At 64.4% G+C, this 17,557-nt stretch carries 15 protein-coding genes and 2 tRNA genes; 3 read left to right on the top strand and 14 right to left on the bottom strand.

Annotated elements, in window-relative coordinates; genetic code table 11:
- Positions 1-8: 8 nt before the first annotated feature.
- Together CH285_RS25790 and CH285_RS25785 are read right to left on the bottom strand one after the other, a co-directional pair.
- Positions 9-650: an aminodeoxychorismate/anthranilate synthase component II gene (locus tag CH285_RS25790; protein WP_032371409.1), complete on the bottom strand. Its 642-nt coding sequence runs from the start codon at positions 648-650 to the stop codon at positions 9-11.
- A gap of 13 nt (positions 651-663) precedes the next feature.
- Positions 664-1,410, bottom strand: coding sequence for a DUF881 domain-containing protein (locus tag CH285_RS25785; protein ID WP_032367617.1), 747 nt, complete (start codon positions 1,408-1,410; stop codon positions 664-666).
- Between the two features lie 203 nt (positions 1,411-1,613).
- Here CH285_RS25785 and crgA point away from each other — a divergent pair, with 203 nt between their 5' ends.
- A complete protein-coding gene (gene crgA / locus CH285_RS25780) occupies positions 1,614-1,877 on the top strand; it encodes a cell division protein CrgA (protein ID WP_048319273.1) in 264 nt (87 codons plus the stop codon).
- A 36-nt stretch (positions 1,878-1,913) separates the two neighbouring features.
- Positions 1,914-2,399, top strand: a complete 486-nt coding sequence (locus CH285_RS25775) for a PH domain-containing protein (protein ID WP_052053630.1) — start codon at positions 1,914-1,916, stop codon at positions 2,397-2,399.
- A gap of 85 nt (positions 2,400-2,484) precedes the next feature.
- Here CH285_RS25775 and CH285_RS25770 read toward each other — a convergent pair whose 3' ends face one another.
- Positions 2,485-3,402 (bottom strand): rhomboid family intramembrane serine protease, encoded by a 918-nt coding sequence (locus CH285_RS25770; RefSeq protein WP_094642762.1) that lies wholly within the window; start codon positions 3,400-3,402, stop codon positions 2,485-2,487.
- Positions 3,403-3,426: 24 nt separating this feature from the next.
- The gene (locus CH285_RS25765; protein ID WP_094621787.1) at positions 3,427-3,963 is read right to left on the bottom strand and encodes a peptidylprolyl isomerase; all 537 of its coding nucleotides are present in this window, start codon (positions 3,961-3,963) and stop codon (positions 3,427-3,429) included.
- Positions 3,964-4,045: 82 nt separating this feature from the next.
- Here CH285_RS25765 and CH285_RS25760 point away from each other — a divergent pair, with 82 nt between their 5' ends.
- Complete coding sequence (locus tag CH285_RS25760; protein WP_052054687.1) at positions 4,046-4,435, top strand: hypothetical protein; 390 nt, start codon at positions 4,046-4,048, stop codon at positions 4,433-4,435.
- Here CH285_RS25760 and CH285_RS25755 read toward each other — a convergent pair.
- From CH285_RS25755 to CH285_RS25710, 10 genes are all read right to left on the bottom strand, one after another.
- Positions 4,424-6,055, bottom strand: coding sequence for an alpha/beta hydrolase (locus CH285_RS25755; RefSeq protein WP_094642761.1), 1,632 nt, complete (start codon positions 6,053-6,055; stop codon positions 4,424-4,426). The genes CH285_RS25760 and CH285_RS25755 overlap by 12 nt on opposite strands.
- Positions 6,056-6,177: 122 nt before the next feature.
- The gene (locus CH285_RS25750; RefSeq protein ID WP_255032273.1) at positions 6,178-7,173 is read right to left on the bottom strand and encodes a GGDEF domain-containing protein; all 996 of its coding nucleotides are present in this window, start codon (positions 7,171-7,173) and stop codon (positions 6,178-6,180) included.
- Positions 7,174-7,369: 196 nt separating this feature from the next.
- Complete coding sequence (locus CH285_RS25745; RefSeq protein ID WP_032367964.1) at positions 7,370-8,320, bottom strand: acyl-ACP desaturase; 951 nt, start codon at positions 8,318-8,320, stop codon at positions 7,370-7,372.
- 444 nt (positions 8,321-8,764) lie between these two features.
- Positions 8,765-8,837: transfer RNA gene (locus CH285_RS25740), tRNA-Ala, on the bottom strand.
- 190 nt (positions 8,838-9,027) lie between these two features.
- A tRNA-Ile gene (locus CH285_RS25735) sits at positions 9,028-9,101 on the bottom strand.
- 109 nt (positions 9,102-9,210) lie between these two features.
- Positions 9,211-10,590, bottom strand: a complete 1,380-nt coding sequence (locus CH285_RS28540) for a DUF3566 domain-containing protein (RefSeq protein WP_176458622.1) — start codon at positions 10,588-10,590, stop codon at positions 9,211-9,213.
- The gene (gene gyrA, locus CH285_RS25725; RefSeq protein WP_027494992.1) at positions 10,591-13,134 is read right to left on the bottom strand and encodes a DNA gyrase subunit A; all 2,544 of its coding nucleotides are present in this window, start codon (positions 13,132-13,134) and stop codon (positions 10,591-10,593) included.
- A 65-nt stretch (positions 13,135-13,199) separates the two neighbouring features.
- Positions 13,200-15,242, bottom strand: a complete 2,043-nt coding sequence (gyrB, locus tag CH285_RS25720) for a DNA topoisomerase (ATP-hydrolyzing) subunit B (protein ID WP_027494993.1) — start codon at positions 15,240-15,242, stop codon at positions 13,200-13,202.
- A 255-nt stretch (positions 15,243-15,497) separates the two neighbouring features.
- Positions 15,498-16,595, bottom strand: coding sequence for a PDR/VanB family oxidoreductase (locus CH285_RS25715; protein ID WP_373454754.1), 1,098 nt, complete (start codon positions 16,593-16,595; stop codon positions 15,498-15,500).
- 32 nt (positions 16,596-16,627) lie between these two features.
- Positions 16,628-17,545, bottom strand: a complete 918-nt coding sequence (locus tag CH285_RS25710; protein WP_094621756.1) for a metal-dependent hydrolase — start codon at positions 17,543-17,545, stop codon at positions 16,628-16,630.
- Between the last annotated feature and the right edge of the window lie 12 nt (positions 17,546-17,557).

Raw genomic sequence — 17,557 nt, 5'->3', positions numbered from 1 at the left:
ATCGACGATCAGGCGAAGGCCTCGGCGACCTGCGCCTCCAGGGTTCCCACCAAACCGGAATCGGTGGGCATACCGCACACTGCGAGCCAGTTGGCCAGCATCCGGTGCCCGCCCTCGGTGAGGATGGACTCCGGATGGAACTGCACGCCGTGAATAGGTAGCTCGGTGTGCCTCATGGCCATCACCAGGCCGGATTCGGTACGGCCGATGATCTCGAGCTCCGCGGGGATGGTGTCCTCGCGGACGGTCAGCGAGTGATAGCGGGTGGCCGTGAACGGCTCGCCCATCCCCTCCAGGACGCCGACGCCGGTGTGATGGACGAGGCTGGTCTTACCGTGCAGCAGCTCCGGGGCCTTCTCGACCGTGGCACCGAACGCGGCTCCGATGGCCTGATGGCCCAGACAGACACCGAGCAGTGGGGTTTTGGCCCGCGCGCTCGCCGAGACCAGGTCCATCGTGGCCCCGGCGCGCTGCGGGGTTCCCGGGCCCGGGCTGAGCAGAATGCCGTCGAACTCCGCGGCGACAGCGTCGCGATCGGCGAGTCGCTCGTCGTCGTTACGCCACACCTCGACCTCGGCGTTCAACTGGCCCAGGTACTGGACGAGGTTGAAGACGAAGCTGTCGTAGTTGTCGACGACGAGAATGCGCATGTCGACAGCGTACTCAGCGCGGCTCCGCGAAACGCATGCGCACCGATTCGGTGTACGCCGGAACCGAGAGGTTCTGATAGGCCGCGACCTCGTAGCGGAGGCCATAGCGCAGCGCATACTGCTCGTACAGCCGCACCCCGGGCTCGTTGTCCAGCGCCGCCCGCAGTCGATCCGGGTCGCCGAGAGCCGTCATCACGTACGGCGGACTGTACGTCCGGCCGCCCAGTAGCAGCGTGTTCCCGATACACCGCGGCGCCGACGACGCCACCAGACGCTGATCCTGCATCGCCATCGCCGACGCACCACCGGCCCACAGGGCGTTGAGGACACTCTGCACGTCGACCTGATGAACCACCAGGTCGTCCGGAGACGCGTCGGACGCATACGACCCGTCGGGACCGCGTGGAGCGTCGGCCATCGTCACCGTCAACCCCGTGCCGGACGCCTCCTCCCGGCCCGCCGCGTCCGAGAGGGCGTCGACCCGGGCCAACGCGTCGGCCACCTCGGAGTCGCCCGCCGCCGTACGCTGCTGCAGGAGATCGACCTGCTGCTCCAGCGCATCTCTACTGCGCAGCGCATCGTCGCTGCTTCTCTGGGCCGAATCGACCAGATCGGCGAGCCGTGTCGTGTCACCGCCCCGCAACTCGTTGCCGTCCGAGGCATGTCGCGTGGTTCCGAGCAGCAGACCGACCACAGCGCACACCGCCACAGCGAGCACCCACCATCGGGTCTCGGAGGAATCGGTCGATCGTCGTCTCACAGAGTGCTCGCCACTGTTCGGTAGGTCGGTGCTGCGCTGATCTGAGTTAGCGTGTACTACAAACCGGGTGGATGACCGCCACGGCTCTCCGGGAGACAATAACCTGGGGATGCACGCAACTCGATCGATCCACAGGTTGTCACCGTCAGTTGTCCACAGGCACGGCGCACGCCGATGACCGTCAAGAACACGAAGAGGACGCAATGCCGAAGTCGAAGGTACGGAAGAAGAACGACTACTCGATCAACCCGGCCAACCGCACGCCGGTGAAGGTCAACGCCGGCCCGTCGCCGGTCTGGTACGTGGTCCTGATGCTCGGATTCATGCTGGTAGGGCTGCTGTGGCTGATCGTGTACTACCTGGCCCAGGAAGACATCTCGTTCATCGGCAACCTCGGTGCGTACAACTTCCTCATCGGATTCGGCTTCATGGTCGTCGGCCTCGTCATGACCATGCGATGGCGCTGAGAGCCGGCCGAGTTACACCCATGTCATTCATCCCCAATGTGGATAAACCCTGTGGATAACTTTCCCAACCATCCACAGGGTGTGTACGAACAGCGGTGGGCGACGCCGGCCGTAGCCGTCGGCGCGCTGGTGGCAGGCGGTATCGCACTCGCCATCGGTGCCGTCCTCGCCTCCTCGGACGCCGCCGGAACCTTCCTCGTCGGACTCGCCGCCGTCGGAACCTGGGTGATGGCAGCCCTCGCGGCCGCACAACGCCCCCGACTCGCCATCACACCCGACGGCTCCCTGGTGATGAAACGACTCACCGGCACACGTACGTACTCGCGCGCCGACATCGTCCAAATCAAAGTGGTCCGCTACCCGAGACTGGGACGACGAGTGCCGATGCTCGAACTGGACGTCCGCCCACCCGACGAGGACGACGATCGACTCATCATCTTCGGTCGATGGGACCTGGGAGCCGACCCACGCGACGTGTTCGAGGTACTCGACACCTACGGTCTGGTGCCGCCGAACAACTGACCGCCCACCGTCCCCGACCCCCTCCGGGGTACTCGATGTGACGTTCAGTGGCCTTTTCGGGGGTCAATGGCACATCTAGTGGACTTCAGAGGCCCATCTGCGCGCGGAGGTCGAGGACTCGGACCGCGATGGTGCCCAGAGCTATCAGGGCTACTGCGGCCACGGAGAGCCAGGCGAGGGATATCCCGGCACGAGGCTGCGCGCTGTTGCGGTTGGGTAGGAACACCAATCCGGCGGTCGCTGCCGCTCCGGCGACAAGTCCGCCCATGTGGCCCCACAGCGAGATGCTGGGGATGGAGATGCTGATGAAGATGTTCAGCGCGATCACGATCAGGACCGGGGTCGGGGAGCGCTTGAGTCGCAGCAGAATGACGGCCTGCGCACCGAGCAATCCGAATACGGCACCCGACGCGCCGGCGGTGGCTGCGAGGGGGTTCTCGAACAGCATGACCGATGCACTGCCACCGAGCAGCGACAGGAAGTAGACGGCGAGATAGCGGCTGCGGCCCAGCACCAGTTCGACGTCCCGGCCGATGATGTACAGGGCGAACATGTTCACCAGCAGGTGAATGGGTCCTATGTGGATGAACCCGCTGCTGAGGAGGCGCCACACATCGCCGTCCGCGACCAGCAGGCTGTTCAGTGCCCAGGCGTCGGCCAGCGAGGATCCGCGGAAATTGCTCATGAGGTCGCCGGATTGAGCGGCGGTGAGGCCGAAGATCACGACGTTGATCGCGATCAGCGCGAAGGTCAGGGGTGTCTTGGCGGAGCGTGTCATCGGCGCGCCGGCGACCGTACGTGCGGTCCGGACGTTCTTGTTGCCGTCGCGCACACAGTCGACACAGTGTTGCCCTACGGCCGCGGGCTGCAGGCACTGTGGGCACGCGGGCCGGCCGCATCGAGAGCAGGCCAGGCCGGTCGGGCGATCGGGATGTCTGACGCACACCGACTGGGGTGGGTTGGGCTGGTCGCCGTACGCGCCACCCCAGCCGGGGTTTGTCATCGTGTAATTCCTTCTACAACCGAATCAGGCGATGGTGATGCTGTTGATGACGACCTCTTCCACCGGGCGATCGCCGCGGCCGACCTGCGTGCTCGAGATGGCGTCGACGACCTTCTTGGACGCCTCGTCGGTGACCTCACCGAAGATGCTGTGCTTGCGGTTGAGGTGCGGGGTCTTGCCGGTGGTGATGAAGAACTGCGAGCCGTTGGTGCCGGGGCCTGCGTTGGCCATGGCCAGCAGGTACGGGCGGTCGAAGGAGAGCTCCGGGTGGAACTCGTCCTCGAACTTGTAGCCCGGTCCGCCGGTGCCGGTTCCGGTCGGGTCGCCGCCCTGGATCATGAAACCGTCGATGACGCGGTGGAAGACTGCGCCGTCGTAGAACGGTCCGGTCTTGGCTCCCGACGCGTTCTGCGTCGTGTATTCCTTCGACCCGTCCGCGAGACCGACGAAGTTCGCGACGGTCTTGGGGGCGTGATTGCCGAACAGTTCGATGACGATGTCGCCGCGGTTGGTGTGCAGCGTTGCCGTTTGGGTCTTGTTTGGTGAAGTCACGCTCACCATCGTGCCATCTCGAGCGACCGGGTAGTTCACAGGTGGTGTATTGGGAGGGTCGATCGGGGCGCTGTTGTGGAACAGTGAGGGCATGACGAGCACAACGAAAACCGAGCGGGTTCACTCCTCCACCGGTACGGCGGCGTCGACGCTGCTCGGTGCCGCTTCCGTCGTGAGCAAGGGCCCTGCCGGAGTGGGCCTGCTCCTCGCCAAGCGCGGCTACGGCCTGGCGCGTAAGCAGGCTGCGCAGCGTCGCGCGGCAACCGCCGAGCGGATTGCCCGGGCCGATCTGACCAAGGCAGCTCTCACGGCTGATCGGACGCCGGGAAACAAGCGTCGCGTCCTGGCGCTCGGAGCTGCCGCTGTCGCCGTCGGAGGTGTCGTGTTCTACCTCAGCCGTCGCCGCCACGAAGTGCCGCCGCCCGCAGATGCGCCGCCCAGCCTGGTCGATTACGAAGACGAGTCGACGTCACAGGTATAGCAGCTTCTGTAGTAGATCGAACAGGCCCGGCCGGGGCCTGGTTTCTGCATCGTCACCCCGGCCGGCGACGACCAGCGCGACGTTGTGTTCGACGCTCGAACCGTCCGTGAGGTAGTCGCCGTGACCTGTGGTGCCCGGACGCCCGTCGCCCTCGTCGGTCGCCAGTTGGGTCACTCCATCGAGTGTGCCGGGATCGCGACCGAAGGCACCGATGTCAGCAACGATGTCCCCGCGCGCCTCCGCCGCGAAAACGTGACCGTCGGGAACCTGTAGGTCGGTCACACTGTCGGTGCCGAGGCCAGGTGATCCGAGGGCCACGAACTCGTCGACGCCGGTGCTTTCGTGCAGGGCAGCGGCTGCGGTCAATGATCCGTACGAGTGTGCGAGCACCGACAGATGTGGATCGTTCGACCGGGCCGCATCGAGGCCCTCCAGAAAGGGCGCCAATCGCGTCGCCCCTGCGTGCGCTGCTGCGTCGGATACGACGGTTCGATGGGGATCGAGCAGGCCCCATCCCAGCTGTGGTGCCTGGTAGTTCATCCACGTCACGGCTGCGACGGTGGGCGGCGGATCCTCCGAAAATGTCTGTTCCACAGTATTTTTGAGGTTTTCCAGGTCGCCGTCGTAACGTACCGCGTCTCCGTGGACGGTCGAGCCGAGGCCGGGTACGAACACCGCCACGTGTGTTGCTGTGTCGACGTCACCTATCGCAATCGCGGCAGTGGTCTCTGCATACGTCGAATTGTCGAGCGCCAACAGTTGCCTGTCACCCTGCGCCAGAGTGCTTTCGATCGCGTCGAGCGAACGCAACCGTGTTAGCGTCTGTTCCAAGCCGGCGTCGGCATCACTGAATATTCCTCCGAAAGTGTTGTCCTGCAACTGTTTTCTGAGTTCACCCGCCACAGCCTGCAGTCGGAGGCGCTCACTGGCAAGTACCCGACGGTTCGCTGAATCCCGAATTCGACCCGGCACGCCGTCGAGATTACCGATGAGAGCCGGGTGCTCGACGAGCAGTCGAGTGCGCTCGGCGGGCGAGAGAGCGCTCCAGAACGCCGCATTCGTGGCCGGGCTCCCAGCGACCGGCACTTCCGATACCCCTGCTGTTCTCACGCTCCCCGGTGAGATGTCGCCGGCGAGGCGTCGGGCAAGGTCGTCGTCGAACGCGGTCGCGGCTCGCATCAGTTGGGTGATGCGTTCGGCCAACTCGGTGTAGCGGCGACGGCGATCGCGAATGGTCGACGACAGGTCCTGCTGCGCAACCGAATACGACGTCAGCAGGTCGGTCACCGAACCGTCGCGTCGGATATCGAAGTGCTCGCGCGCGGCGTCCGCTTCCAGAGCGGTCAGCGCCGAGACGAGTCCGGCCATGTCGATGGCCGCCGGAGTGGTGCACAGCGCTACCCGCAGTAGCTCCGTCGCACAGTCCCCCACCTGCGCACGGAGAGCTCCGATGGCATCTCGGTATGCCGTTGCCGCGGGGCCCTGCCATCCGTCGTCGACGACGGTCTCCAGCAGTGAGCTGTGCACGGCGGTCAATTCACGCCAACGGTGCATGAACTTATTCGAGACGGCGGTCAGCGCCTGACTGTCCCATGATCTGACGTCATCGAGCGTGACCATCGCAATCCCCCCGCAGAGTTGTCGTCGTACTCGACGAGTCAACGTCAGCGAGACGGTGCAGCGAGGAATCTATCCCCAGGCTGTGGATGAAATCTGGGGATGACGGGCATATCGGTGTATCGCTACACGATTCTGCGTACCGGCCCGCGATGTCCGTCGCCGGGCTCGGTGGGGCGAGACGCCTTCGGGGGACGACTCCGCTTGGCGCGGTACAGGTCTGCGTCTGCAGCGCGGTAGATTTCACCCCACCGGCGGCCGGCAGGCATACACGCCAGACCGACGCTCCACTCGGCTCGATGGGATCGGCGCAAGCCGTCGATGACCTGCCAGGCTTCGGCCTCGAGAACCCCTGGCATGAACAGGACGAATTCGTCTCCGCCGAGCCGGCCCAGAACGTCCCGTTTCGTCAGTTGCCCCTTCCACGCCTTCGAGACGCGAGTGAGCAACACGTCGCCGGCAATGTGGCCGTACTCGTCGTTGATCTCCTTGAAGTTGTCGAGATCGAGCACCGCCAGACTGACCGTCAGACCACGAGCGGCGCACGCGGGCAACATCTTCTCGATCTTCGACTCGAAACCGAATCGATTGAGGAGGCCCGTCAACGCGTCATGTGTTGCCGAATACCGCATTCGACGCGCGAACACTCCGAACACTTCCGTTGCGCCGACGATGCCCAGGGCGACCAGAATGTAGCTGATGAAGGGCGTGCCGTAGGGGGCGACGGCGGCACCCACGACCGCAGACACGGCCAGCACCGCAACCCATATTCCAGCGTCGCGCTCGGACCAGAATGCCCCGATGTGCATGCCGAGGAACATCGCCGCTTGCACGCAGATCAAGAACGCGGGCATCGTGTTACTACTACCCAATGCACAGGCAAGCGCGCCCACCGACAGAGCGGTGGCGGTGCCGACCGCATGCTTGGGACTCGGCGCTCCTGCCCGGGCGAGAACAACGATCGCCGCCGGCCCCAGAACCACTGCGAGCGCGGCGAAGAGCTGCTGCGGGCCGGACAGGTCCGACCACGATGCAATGCCGTTCGCGATGTAGAGAACCGTGGTCACCGCGGCGAAAACCGCCAGCATCCGGCCGGACTCGTCGAACCCGAATCTTCTCACCAGCAGACACCGTCGACTACGCGTGACGCCTCACCGTGGCACGCAACGAACCGGACACCACCGCTCACGCGATTCCCCCCAGGCACCATCGGCCCTCCCCACGCACTACGACCATCGCCTCATCGGGCCCACCCGTGACCGGACTCTAACACCTCCGAGCTCCGATCACGACCCGCAGCAGCGATTCCGTAGCAGGTCAGGACGCTTTCTCGGCCCGCGCTGCCTCCCGCGCCAACAGGCGATCGCGTGATTCCTCGAACTTCGTCGCCTTCGCCTCGAGATCCTGGACGAATGCGGCCAGACGATCGCGATCGCGTTCGCCCTCACCACTGAAGTCGTTGCGCTCGAATATGTTCCATTTCCGCAGCACCGGCATCAGCACCTCGTCCAAATGCTGGCGGAGATCGTAGATCCCGTGCTTCGCCAGGATCATGGCGTTCTTGCGGAAGTTCGGCATGTTCAGTCCCGGCATCTGAAAGTCCGTCGCGACATCGGCGATGGCACGCACCATCTGGTCCGGGACCAGGTCGAGCGACGCCTCGCCGAGGTTGCGGTAGAAGATCATGTGCAAATTCTCGTCGGCGGCCACCCGGGCCAGCATTCGATCGGCGATCGGGTCACCACAGGCAAGACCCGTGTTGCGGTGGGACACGCGCGTTGCGAGCTCTTGGAACGTCACGTACGCCACCGAATGCAAGAAGTTGGAGCCGTCCATCGGGGCATCGACACCGACCGTCATGTGGTGCATCCGAGCCCGCTCCAGCTCGACCGGGTCGACGGCGCGTGTGACGACCAGATAGTCGCGCATCACGATCCCGTGACGGTTCTCCTCCGCGGTCCAACGGCCCACCCAGGTGCCCCAGGCTCCGTCCAACGAGAAGTTGTCGGCCAGACCGCGGTGGTACGACGGCAGATTGTCTTCGGTCAACAGATTGGTGATCATCGCTGTGCGAGCCAACTCCGACAACGACGACTGCTCCAGCGACCAGTCCTCTCCGCCCATCGCCGCAAAATTGCGACCCAGATCCCACGGCACGTAATCATGCGGATGCCATTCCTTCGCCATGGATAGATGGCGATTCAGGTTGGCTTCCAACGTGCCGTCGAGTTCGGTCAACAGCTCTTCATGATCGAGAACACGCGTCATCTGTGGGGCTCCTCCGAGAAATATGAGACGCCCGAACCGAAGACCGATCCGAGACGCCGAGATCGAACGACGGCACACCCCCCTGCGGTGCGCCGTCGCGACCTGTCCCGTCGATCCGAGAACCGACGCTGCTGTACCCGAAGAACGCTAGGGACCGCGGACGTGATGCGAAACGAATCGAACAATGATCTGGATATCTGGGCACCGATCTCGACAGCGGTTGGTCCGAGTCACAACAGTGGTCGACGCATCCCTGCCACCCGGCCGGGACTCGATGTCACGTTCGGTGGACTTTTCGGGGGTCAATGTCACATCTAGTGGACTTGGGGTGAAGGACAGTCGAGTGGACTTGGGGTGAGCGGCAGTCGAGTGCACTTGGGGTGAGGGGCAGTCGAGTGCAGACACGAAAAAGGACGCCCATCGGAATGGACGTCCTTTTGATTGTGGAGCCTAGGAGATTCGAACTCCTGACATCTGCCTTGCAAAGGCAGCGCTCTACCAACTGAGCTAAGGCCCCGGGTGTTGCTGTCGAACGTGCACGAACTTTACACGTTCTCTCCGAGCGATTGTCACCCGGTGGAGATGCTGTGCCAGACGCCTTCCGAGCTGCGCGTGGAGCGCACCTTCGATACTGTCAGCACTGCGATCACCACCGAAGCAACAAGAAGAAGGATTTTCACGTCCTGCCTCTTTTCGTTCGTTCGGTGTGGGCCTAGGAGGACTTGAACCTCCGACCTCTTCCTTATCAGGGAAGCGCTCTAACCGCCTGAGCTATAGGCCCTCGATACTGCTTCGGGCCGAAGAATTGCTCTCCTCGAACCGAGGGATGAGATTACCGTATCGGGCCGCTGTCTTCCAAAACGGCCCGATACGGCAGTCGTTCGTGCTGGTCAGTCGCGATCTGCCAGCGTCACTTCGACGCCGCCGACCAGGTCCGACGACAGGTTGTAGATGAAGGCGCCGATCGTGGTGAGTGCGGTGAACAGTACGACATTGATCACACCGATCACTGCCGCGTAGCCGAACACCTGGCCGGCGCTGACGAGTCCGCCGTCGCCGGATTCGTTGACGATCTCGGTGAAGGCACTGTTGAGTCGGTCCCACACACCCATGCCGTCGAGCACGGCGTACAGCAGGCCGACGGCCACCATCCACACGAAGAACAACGACACAGCGATGACCAGAGCGATCTTGAGCGTCGACCAGGGATCGATCTTGCGAATCTGGATCGTCGCCCGCAGAGGATCGCCGTCCGCGCTGGGTACCGCCGTGATGGCGGTGGGGGCTGCGCGATCGGCTGCCGTCGGCTCGGGATGCCGAGTGGCAGACAGATCCGGCATGTCCTTCGCCAGATCCTTGCGCTCGATGTGCCGAGTCGGTCCGTCGATCACGGCCGCCTTCGACCGCGCTGCCTCGCGTCGTTCGGTCTTGTCCTCACCCGATTCACGCTCGCCCGATTCACGCTGGCCCGATTCACGCTGGCCCGGCGCTGCCGAGGCGGCTGCAGCTGCCGCTGTCGAACGATCGAACTCACCTGTTGCCGGCAGTGCGGTGCCGCGCCCGGACAGGTTCGTCTGAGGTTGGTTCTGGGGCTGCTGACGGTCGTCGGGCCCCTGCTGTGCCGGACGCTGGCCGGGGCCGCGCTGCCAGGGCGGAGTGCCGGAACCGCCCTGCGGGCCGTCTCCGCGTTGAGTCGGTATCGCCTGGGTCGGTGCCGGAGCCTTCGACTCGGCTGACCCCTCGGCGACCGGCGCAGCGTCATTTGCGGGACGCGGCGGCGATGCGGGACCGGACGGTCCCCCCTGACCCTGCGGCGGCTGGCCGTTGGCTGGGCGACCGCCGTCGGCGTTTGCGGTACCCGGCTCACCGGGCCGACCGTTGGCCGCCTGTGGCGGGCGAGACTGAGCCGGTCCCTGCGGTGCCGGTCCCTGCTGAGGTGCTCGCGGCGGCAGTCCCTGAGGTGCCGGCTGACCCTGAGAACCCGGCTGACCCTGCGGTGCCGGTGGGCGCTGCGGCGGCGGTCCCTGCGTCGGACGAGGCGGGCCGGCCGGACCACCTTGAGTCGGGCGTGCCGGTGGCCGAGCACCCTGCTGCGGTGCCGGTCCTCGCCCGGCCGCGGGTGCCGGACGCGTCGCCGGCTGGGGGCGACTTCCCGGTCGGGCACCTTCGGGAGGTGCCGGACGCGATGGCTGCTCGGTCTGCGCAGCGTCCCTGCCGTCCGGTCCACCCGTGGGGCCGGGCCTGCTGCCAGGCCGGTTGGGAGTGCTCACTTACGACTCCTTCGGTGCATCGTCTTCGGGACCTGCTGCGTCCGGTTCGATCTCGTCGGCGTTGCGCGCTATCGCGAGCAGTGTGTCGCCTTCACCGAGATTCATCAACCGCACGCCCTTGGTCTGTCGGCCGGCTTTCCGAACCTGCTTGGCAGCGGTCCGGATGACGCCACCACTGGACGTGATGGCATACAGCTCGTCCTCGTCGTCGACGATGAGAGCTCCCACCAGCGTGCCACGCTTGGGGTCGTACTGGATTGTCAGTACTCCCTTTCCGCCGCGGCCCTGCTGCGGGTAGTCCTCCATCGCGGTGCGCTTGGAATAACCGCCCGACGTCGCGACCAGCAGGAACTTGTTCTCGCTGACCACGTTGAGCGAGAGCAGCTCGTCTTCGCCGTTGAAGCGCATGCCCTGGACACCGGAGGTGGCGCGGCCCATGGGTCGCAGTACCTCGTCGGTGGCCGAGAATCGGATCGATTGGCCCTGAGCCGAGACGAGCAGCAGGTCGTCGTCGGACGACGCCAGAACTGCCCCGACCAACTCGTCCTCACCGCGGAGGTTGACGGCCACGATGCCGCCGCTGCGGTTGGAGTCGAAGTCGGTCAGACGCGACTTCTTGACCAGACCGCCCTTGGTCGCAAGCACCAGGTAGGGAGCATCTTCGTAGGTCTTGATCTGGATGACCTGCGCGATGCGTTCGTCGGGCTGGAACGCCAGCAGGTTCGCGACGTGCTGTCCGCGCGCCGTGCGGTTTGCCTCGGGCAGCTCGTACGCCTTGGCCCGGTAGACGCGTCCCTTGGTGGTGAAGAACAGGATCCAGTCGTGCGTCGAGCAGACGAAGAACTTGCTGACGATGTCGTCCTGCTTGAGGCCCGCTCCCTGCACGCCCTTGCCGCCGCGCTTCTGCGACCGGTACAGATCGGTTCTGGTGCGCTTGGCGTATCCGGTCTCGGTGATCGTGACGACCACGTTCTCCCGGGCGATCAGATCTTCGTCGTTGACGTCGCCGTCGGCAGCGATGATGCGCGTGCGACGGTCGTCGCCGAACTTCTCGACGATCTCGGCCAGTTCGTCTCGCACGATCTGACGCTGACGCTCCGGCTTGGCCAGAATGTCCTGCAGGTCGGCGATGGTGCGTTCGAGTTCGGCCAACTCGTCGATGATCTTCTGGCGCTCGAGGGCTGCGAGGCGCCGCAGCTGCATGTCGAGAATTGCCTGCGCCTGGATCTCGTCGATGTCGAGCAGATCGATCAAGCCCTGCTTGGCGAGATCGACCGTCTGCGACGCACGGATGAGGGCGATGACCTCGTCCAACGCGTCGAGCGCCTTCACGAGACCGCGCAGAATGTGGGCCCGCTCCTCGGCTCTGCGCAGGCGGTACCGCGTACGACGAACGATGACGTCGAGTTGGTGAGTGACGTAGTACCGGATCATCTGATCGAGCCGCAGGGTGCGCGGCACGCCGTCGACGATCGAGAGCATGTTGGCACCGAAGCTGGTCTGCAGCTGCGAGTGCTTGTAGAGGTTGTTGAGCACGACCTTCGCGACGGCGTCGCGCTTGATCGTCACGACGATGCGCATACCGACGCGGTCCGAGGACTCGTCGTCGATCTTCGAGATACCGGACAACTTGCCGTCGCGGACCTGCTCGGCGATCGAGGTGATCAGGTTGTCGGGGTTGACCTGGAAAGGCAGTTCGGTGATGACGATCGTCGTGCGACCGTTGGAGTCTTCCTCGATCTCGACGACGCCGCGCATGCGGATCGAACCGCGGCCGGTCGAGTACGCATCCTGAATTCCCTGGCCGCCGACGATGAGTCCGTGGGTGGGGAAGTCCGGACCCTTGACGCGTTCCATGCAGGCCGCGAGAGTCGCTTCCTCGTCGGCCTCGAAGTTGTCGAGGGCCCAGAACACCGCGTCGCCGAGTTCACGCAGGTTGTGCGGCGGAATGTTGGTGGCCATACCGACGGCGATACCGTTGGAGCCGTTCATCAACAGGTTCGGCACACGCGACGGAAGTACCGTCGGCTCTTGGGTTTTGCCGTCGTAGTTGGGGATGAAGTCGACGGTTTCCTCGTCGATGTCGCGCAGCATCTCCATGGCGAGCGGGGTCAGACGCGCTTCGGTGTATCGCATGGCGGCGGCGCCGTCGTTGCCGCGGGAGCCGAAGTTGCCCTGGCCGTCGACCAGTGGGTACCGCATCGACCACGGCTGAGCCAGACGCACGAGCGCGTCGTAGATCGAGGTGTCGCCGTGGGGGTGGTAGTTACCCATCGTTTCGGCAACGGGCCGTGCGGATTTCACGTAGCTACGGTCGGGACGGAAGCCCGAGTCGTACATCGCGTACAGCACACGTCGGTGCACCGGCTTGAGACCGTCGCGGACCTCGGGAAGCGCGCGGCCGACGATGACGCTCATGGCGTAATCGATGTAGCTGCGCTGCATTTCCTGCTGGATGTCGACCGGATCGATCCGGTCGCCGCCCTCGGCGTTGGTGGTCGAGCCCGGCGGGGGCCCGACCGGCGGTTCGGTGATGTCAGACATAGAAGATCTCCTCGAAAACGGTCGTCGGACGCACCGACACTGAGTGCGGTGCGTCCGAGAAACGACTAAACGTCAAGAAAGCGAACATCTTTCGCGTTACGCGCGATGAAGCTTCGGCGGGCGGACACGTCCTCGCCCATCAGGACGCTGAACAGTTCGTCCGCGGCCGCGGCATCGTCGAGAGTGACCAGACGAAGAACTCGCACTGCCGGGTCCATCGTGGTTTCCCACAGCTCCTTGGCGTTCATCTCGCCGAGGCCTTTGTAGCGCTGGACGCCGTCCTCGACGTTGATCTTGCGCTTGTTGGCGATACCGGCCTCGAGCAGACCGTCGCGCTCGCGGTCGGAGTACGCGAAATCCGGTTCGCCGCGGCTCCACTTGAGCTTGTACAGCGGCGGCATGGCCAGGTAGACGTGACCGTTCTCGATCAGCGGCCGCATGAACCGGAACAGCAGGGTCATCAGCAGGGTGGAGATGTGCTGGCCGTCGACGTCGGCGTCGGCCATCAGCACGATCTTGTGATAGCGCAGCTTGGCGATGTCGAACTCGTCGTGAATGCCGGTGCCGAACGCGGTGATGATCGACTGGACCTCGTTGTTCTTGAGGACGCGGTCGATGCGGGCCTTCTCGACGTTGATGATCTTTCCGCGCAGCGGCAGGATCGCCTGGAACATCGAGTCACGGCCGGATTTGGCCGAGCCGCCGGCGGAGTCGCCCTCCACGATGTAGATCTCGGACTTGCTCGGATCGTTCGAGCGGCAGTCTGCGAGCTTGCCGGGCAGGCCACCGATATCGGTTGCGCTCTTGCGCCGCACCAACTCTCGCGCCTTACGCGCGGCCATGCGGGCCTGCGCGGACGAGACCGCCTTGTTGATGATTGTCTTGGCATCGGCCGGGTTGGACTCGAACCAGTGCGAGAGGTGCTCGTTGCACGCCTTCTGCACGAACGAGCGAATCTCGGTGTTGCCGAGCTTGGTCTTGGTCTGTCCCTCGAACTGGGGCTCCCCGACTCGCACCGAGATGACGGCGGCGAGGCCTTCGCGGATGTCGTCGCCGGTGAGCTTGACGTCCTTTTCCTTGACCAGTTTCTTCTCGATGGCGTACTTGTTCACCGTCGACGTCAGCGCGGTACGGAAACCCTCTTCGTGGGTACCGCCCTCGTGCGTGTTGATCGTGTTGGCGAAGGTGTGCACCGATTCGGAGTAACCAGCGTTCCACTGCATGGCGATCTCGACCTCGTGGCCCTCACCCTTGCCGGTGAAGCCGACGACCGAGTTGTGAATCGCGGTCTTGGTGCGGTTGATGTGCTTGACGAAGTCCACCAGACCGTCGGGGTAGTGGTACGTCCGCTTACGAACCTTGGCCGGCTTCGCGTTGGCCGCGTCGGCCTGCTCTTCCTCGGCGGTCTTGGGTGCCTCGGCGGTCTCGCCGAGTTCTTCCTCGGTCGCGTCGGTGGCCGCCACTCGCTCGTCGGTGAAGTTGATGGTCAGTCCCTTGTTGAGGAACGCCATCTCCTGCAGGCGACGGTGCACGGTCTCGAAGCTGTAATCGAGGGTCTCGAAGATCTTGCCGTCGGCCCAGAACCGCACCGTGGTGCCGGTCTCCGTGGTGTCGCCGACGGTCTCGAGTGGGCCGGGCTTGGCGTAATCGTACGTCTGCTTGTAGCGGTGACCGTCACGCGCGATCTGCAGTTCGACCTTGGTCGAGAGTGCGTTCACGACGGAGATACCGACGCCGTGCAGACCGCCGGAGACGGCGTAGGAGTCGGAGTCGAACTTGCCACCGGCGTGCAGCTGGGTCATGACGACCTCGACGGTGGGAACACCGGAGGAGTGCATGGCGACGGGGATGCCGCGGCCGTCGTCCTTGACCTCGACGCTGCCGTCTTCGTGGATGGTGACGTCGACGGTGGAGGCGTAGCCGGCCATGGCCTCGTCGACGGAGTTGTCGACGACCTCCCAGATCAGGTGGTGCAGGCCTCGTTCACCGGTGGAACCGATGTACATACCGGGCCTCTTACGGACTGCTTCCAGGCCCTCGAGGACCGTGATGGACGAAGCGCCGTAATCCTTGCTGTTCTCACTGTTACCTGACTTCTGGGCAGCCACGGTTAGCTGGTTCTCCTTCTACGCGTCCACTACCCCGCTCACACCTGCTGTAGGTGCTACCGCAGGGTCGGCACGGTCGTTTCCGCCGTGCTCGGTCCATGCGTTTGTTCCGGGCTTGATGTCGTACCGGTCCATAGTACTGGGTGGCTGCGACAGCATGGGGACGATGACACCCCTAAAAGGCCCCTGATTGCTTCACAGGCGCATTTTCTCGACATCGGACGACAAAGATGAAGGGTAAAACCGGCGATTCGGCTACAGATCGAGGACGATCCGTTCTCCGTCCGACCGCGAGACACAGATCAACATCTCGTGCCGCTGCTCCTCGGTCGTCAACCGATTCTCTCGATGCTGTGGTGTTCCGCTGAGCACTCGCACCCGGCACGTGCCGCAGAAACCCTGCTGACACGAGTACGCGACATCCGGCCTGATGCGTCGAATGGCATGCAGCGCAGTCTCTTCCGCACCGACCGACAGAATTTCGCCGGAATCGACGAGCTGCACTTCGAATTCCGTCCCGTTCTTCACCGGCGGCGGTGAGAAGCGCTCGAAGTGCAGATGCGTGGCCGGGAGGGCGTCGAACGAGGCGCGAACGAGGTCGATCATCGGCGGCGGACCACATACGTAGACCGAACCGCCGGGGGCCGTCGAGCCCAACAGATCCATGCTCGACGGCATGCCGTCCACGTCGTCGGTGCGCACGGTGACCCGGGCGGGATCCCAGCCCTCGATCTCGTCGAGAAACGGCATCGACTCGCGGGAGCGGCCGCAGTAGACGAGGTGCCAGTCCATGCCCAGATCGCGGGCACGGCGCACCATCGAGATGATCGCGGTGATGCCGATTCCACCGGCGACGAACACTGCCTGTTCGGACGGTACGAACGGAAACCCGTTGCGCGGCCCCCTGATCGACACCGCAGTGCCGACCGTCAGCGCGTGCATCTCCGGAGATCCGCCGCCGCCGTCCGGCACGAGTCGTACTGCGATCGAGTACGTGTCGACGCTGGGCAATCCGCACAGGGAGTACTGCCGTCGCCGACCGGAGGGAAGGTAGAAATCCAAGTGCATTCCCGGTGCCCACGCCGGCAGAGCCGACCCGTCGGCGGCGGCGAAGGTCAGCTGGACGACCTGTTCGTCGATGCACAGAACGTCACGGGAGACCAGTGTCAGTTCTCGGGTACGCGCGACGGGAGGCGCCGCAAACGAGGCGTCGTACTCACCGTTGTCGAGGAGGGCGAACCACTTGTCCAGTGCATCGGTGACCAGCGAGACCGTCTGATCCGGCTCGTCACGCCCGTACAGATTCTGTGGAATCGTGCGGCCTACTCGGAACGAGTCGACCTTTCGAGCCATCGCGTCGAGCCTGCTCCGCAACGTGCGTTTGGTCATCGATCAGCGGACCGCGCCGCCGGCGAGGTGGCGAGATACTGCACGGCCTGGGCCGTCGAGCCTTCCTGAGACGGGTGATATGTGCTCTTGAAGTACCGAAGGGACGCCTTGACCATGGACATCGGCGTCGGAAACAGACCGGCCTTGGCGACGCGTCGGAATTCACGGAACGACGGCGTGCGCTCCTTCGGCGACAGATGCGCCAACGTCGGATCCTGGTTCATGAGGTAGCGCACGCCGCGCGTCCAAAACCAGACGAGAGTGGGTGCAATGACCACGTAGGTACGGATACGCCGGGCCGGCCGAACGTCGAAGTAGCGCATCACCTCGTACGCCACCGAACGATGCTCCACTTCTTCGGCGCCGTGCCACCGCAACAGATCGAGCATGACCGGATCGACGTCGGCTTCGTCGAGCTCGCGCGCGTTGAGAACCCAGTCGCCGAGGAACGCGGTCAGATGCTCGGCGGCCGCGATCAAGGCCAGCCGCTCCACCAGGCTGTTCTGGCCGTGGCCCGAGCGATTGCCGAGTGCGCGTCCGAACAGGAACTTCATCTGGTCGACGTACGGATCGACATCGATGCCGTGGGCCCGAAGCTGATCGTGGACCTCGGTGTGGGCCTGTGCATGCATGGCTTCCTGGCCGATGAAGCCGATCACGTCGTCGCGCAACTGATCGTCGTGGATGAGCGGCAACGCCTCTTTGAACGTGCGCACGAACCACTCCTCGCCCTCGGGCAGAAGCAGGTGCATCACGTTGATCAGATGGGTGGCCAGGGGATTGCCGTCCATATAGTGCAGCGGCAGAGTTTCCCAATCGAATTCGACGTTCCGAGCGTGCAGAACCACTCTGTCTTCGGGGGTCCCATCGACGTCGACCGCCGTTGTCGACGCCTTCTTCGTAGGTGCAGACACAACTTCTCCTCG

Source organism: Rhodococcus sp. 05-2256-B1 (genome assembly GCF_002258465.1).
GTDB lineage: Bacteria > Actinomycetota > Actinomycetes > Mycobacteriales > Mycobacteriaceae > Rhodococcoides > Rhodococcoides fascians.
Note: the sequence above shows the minus strand (reverse complement) of the source record. Positions and strands in the feature narration are given on the sequence as shown.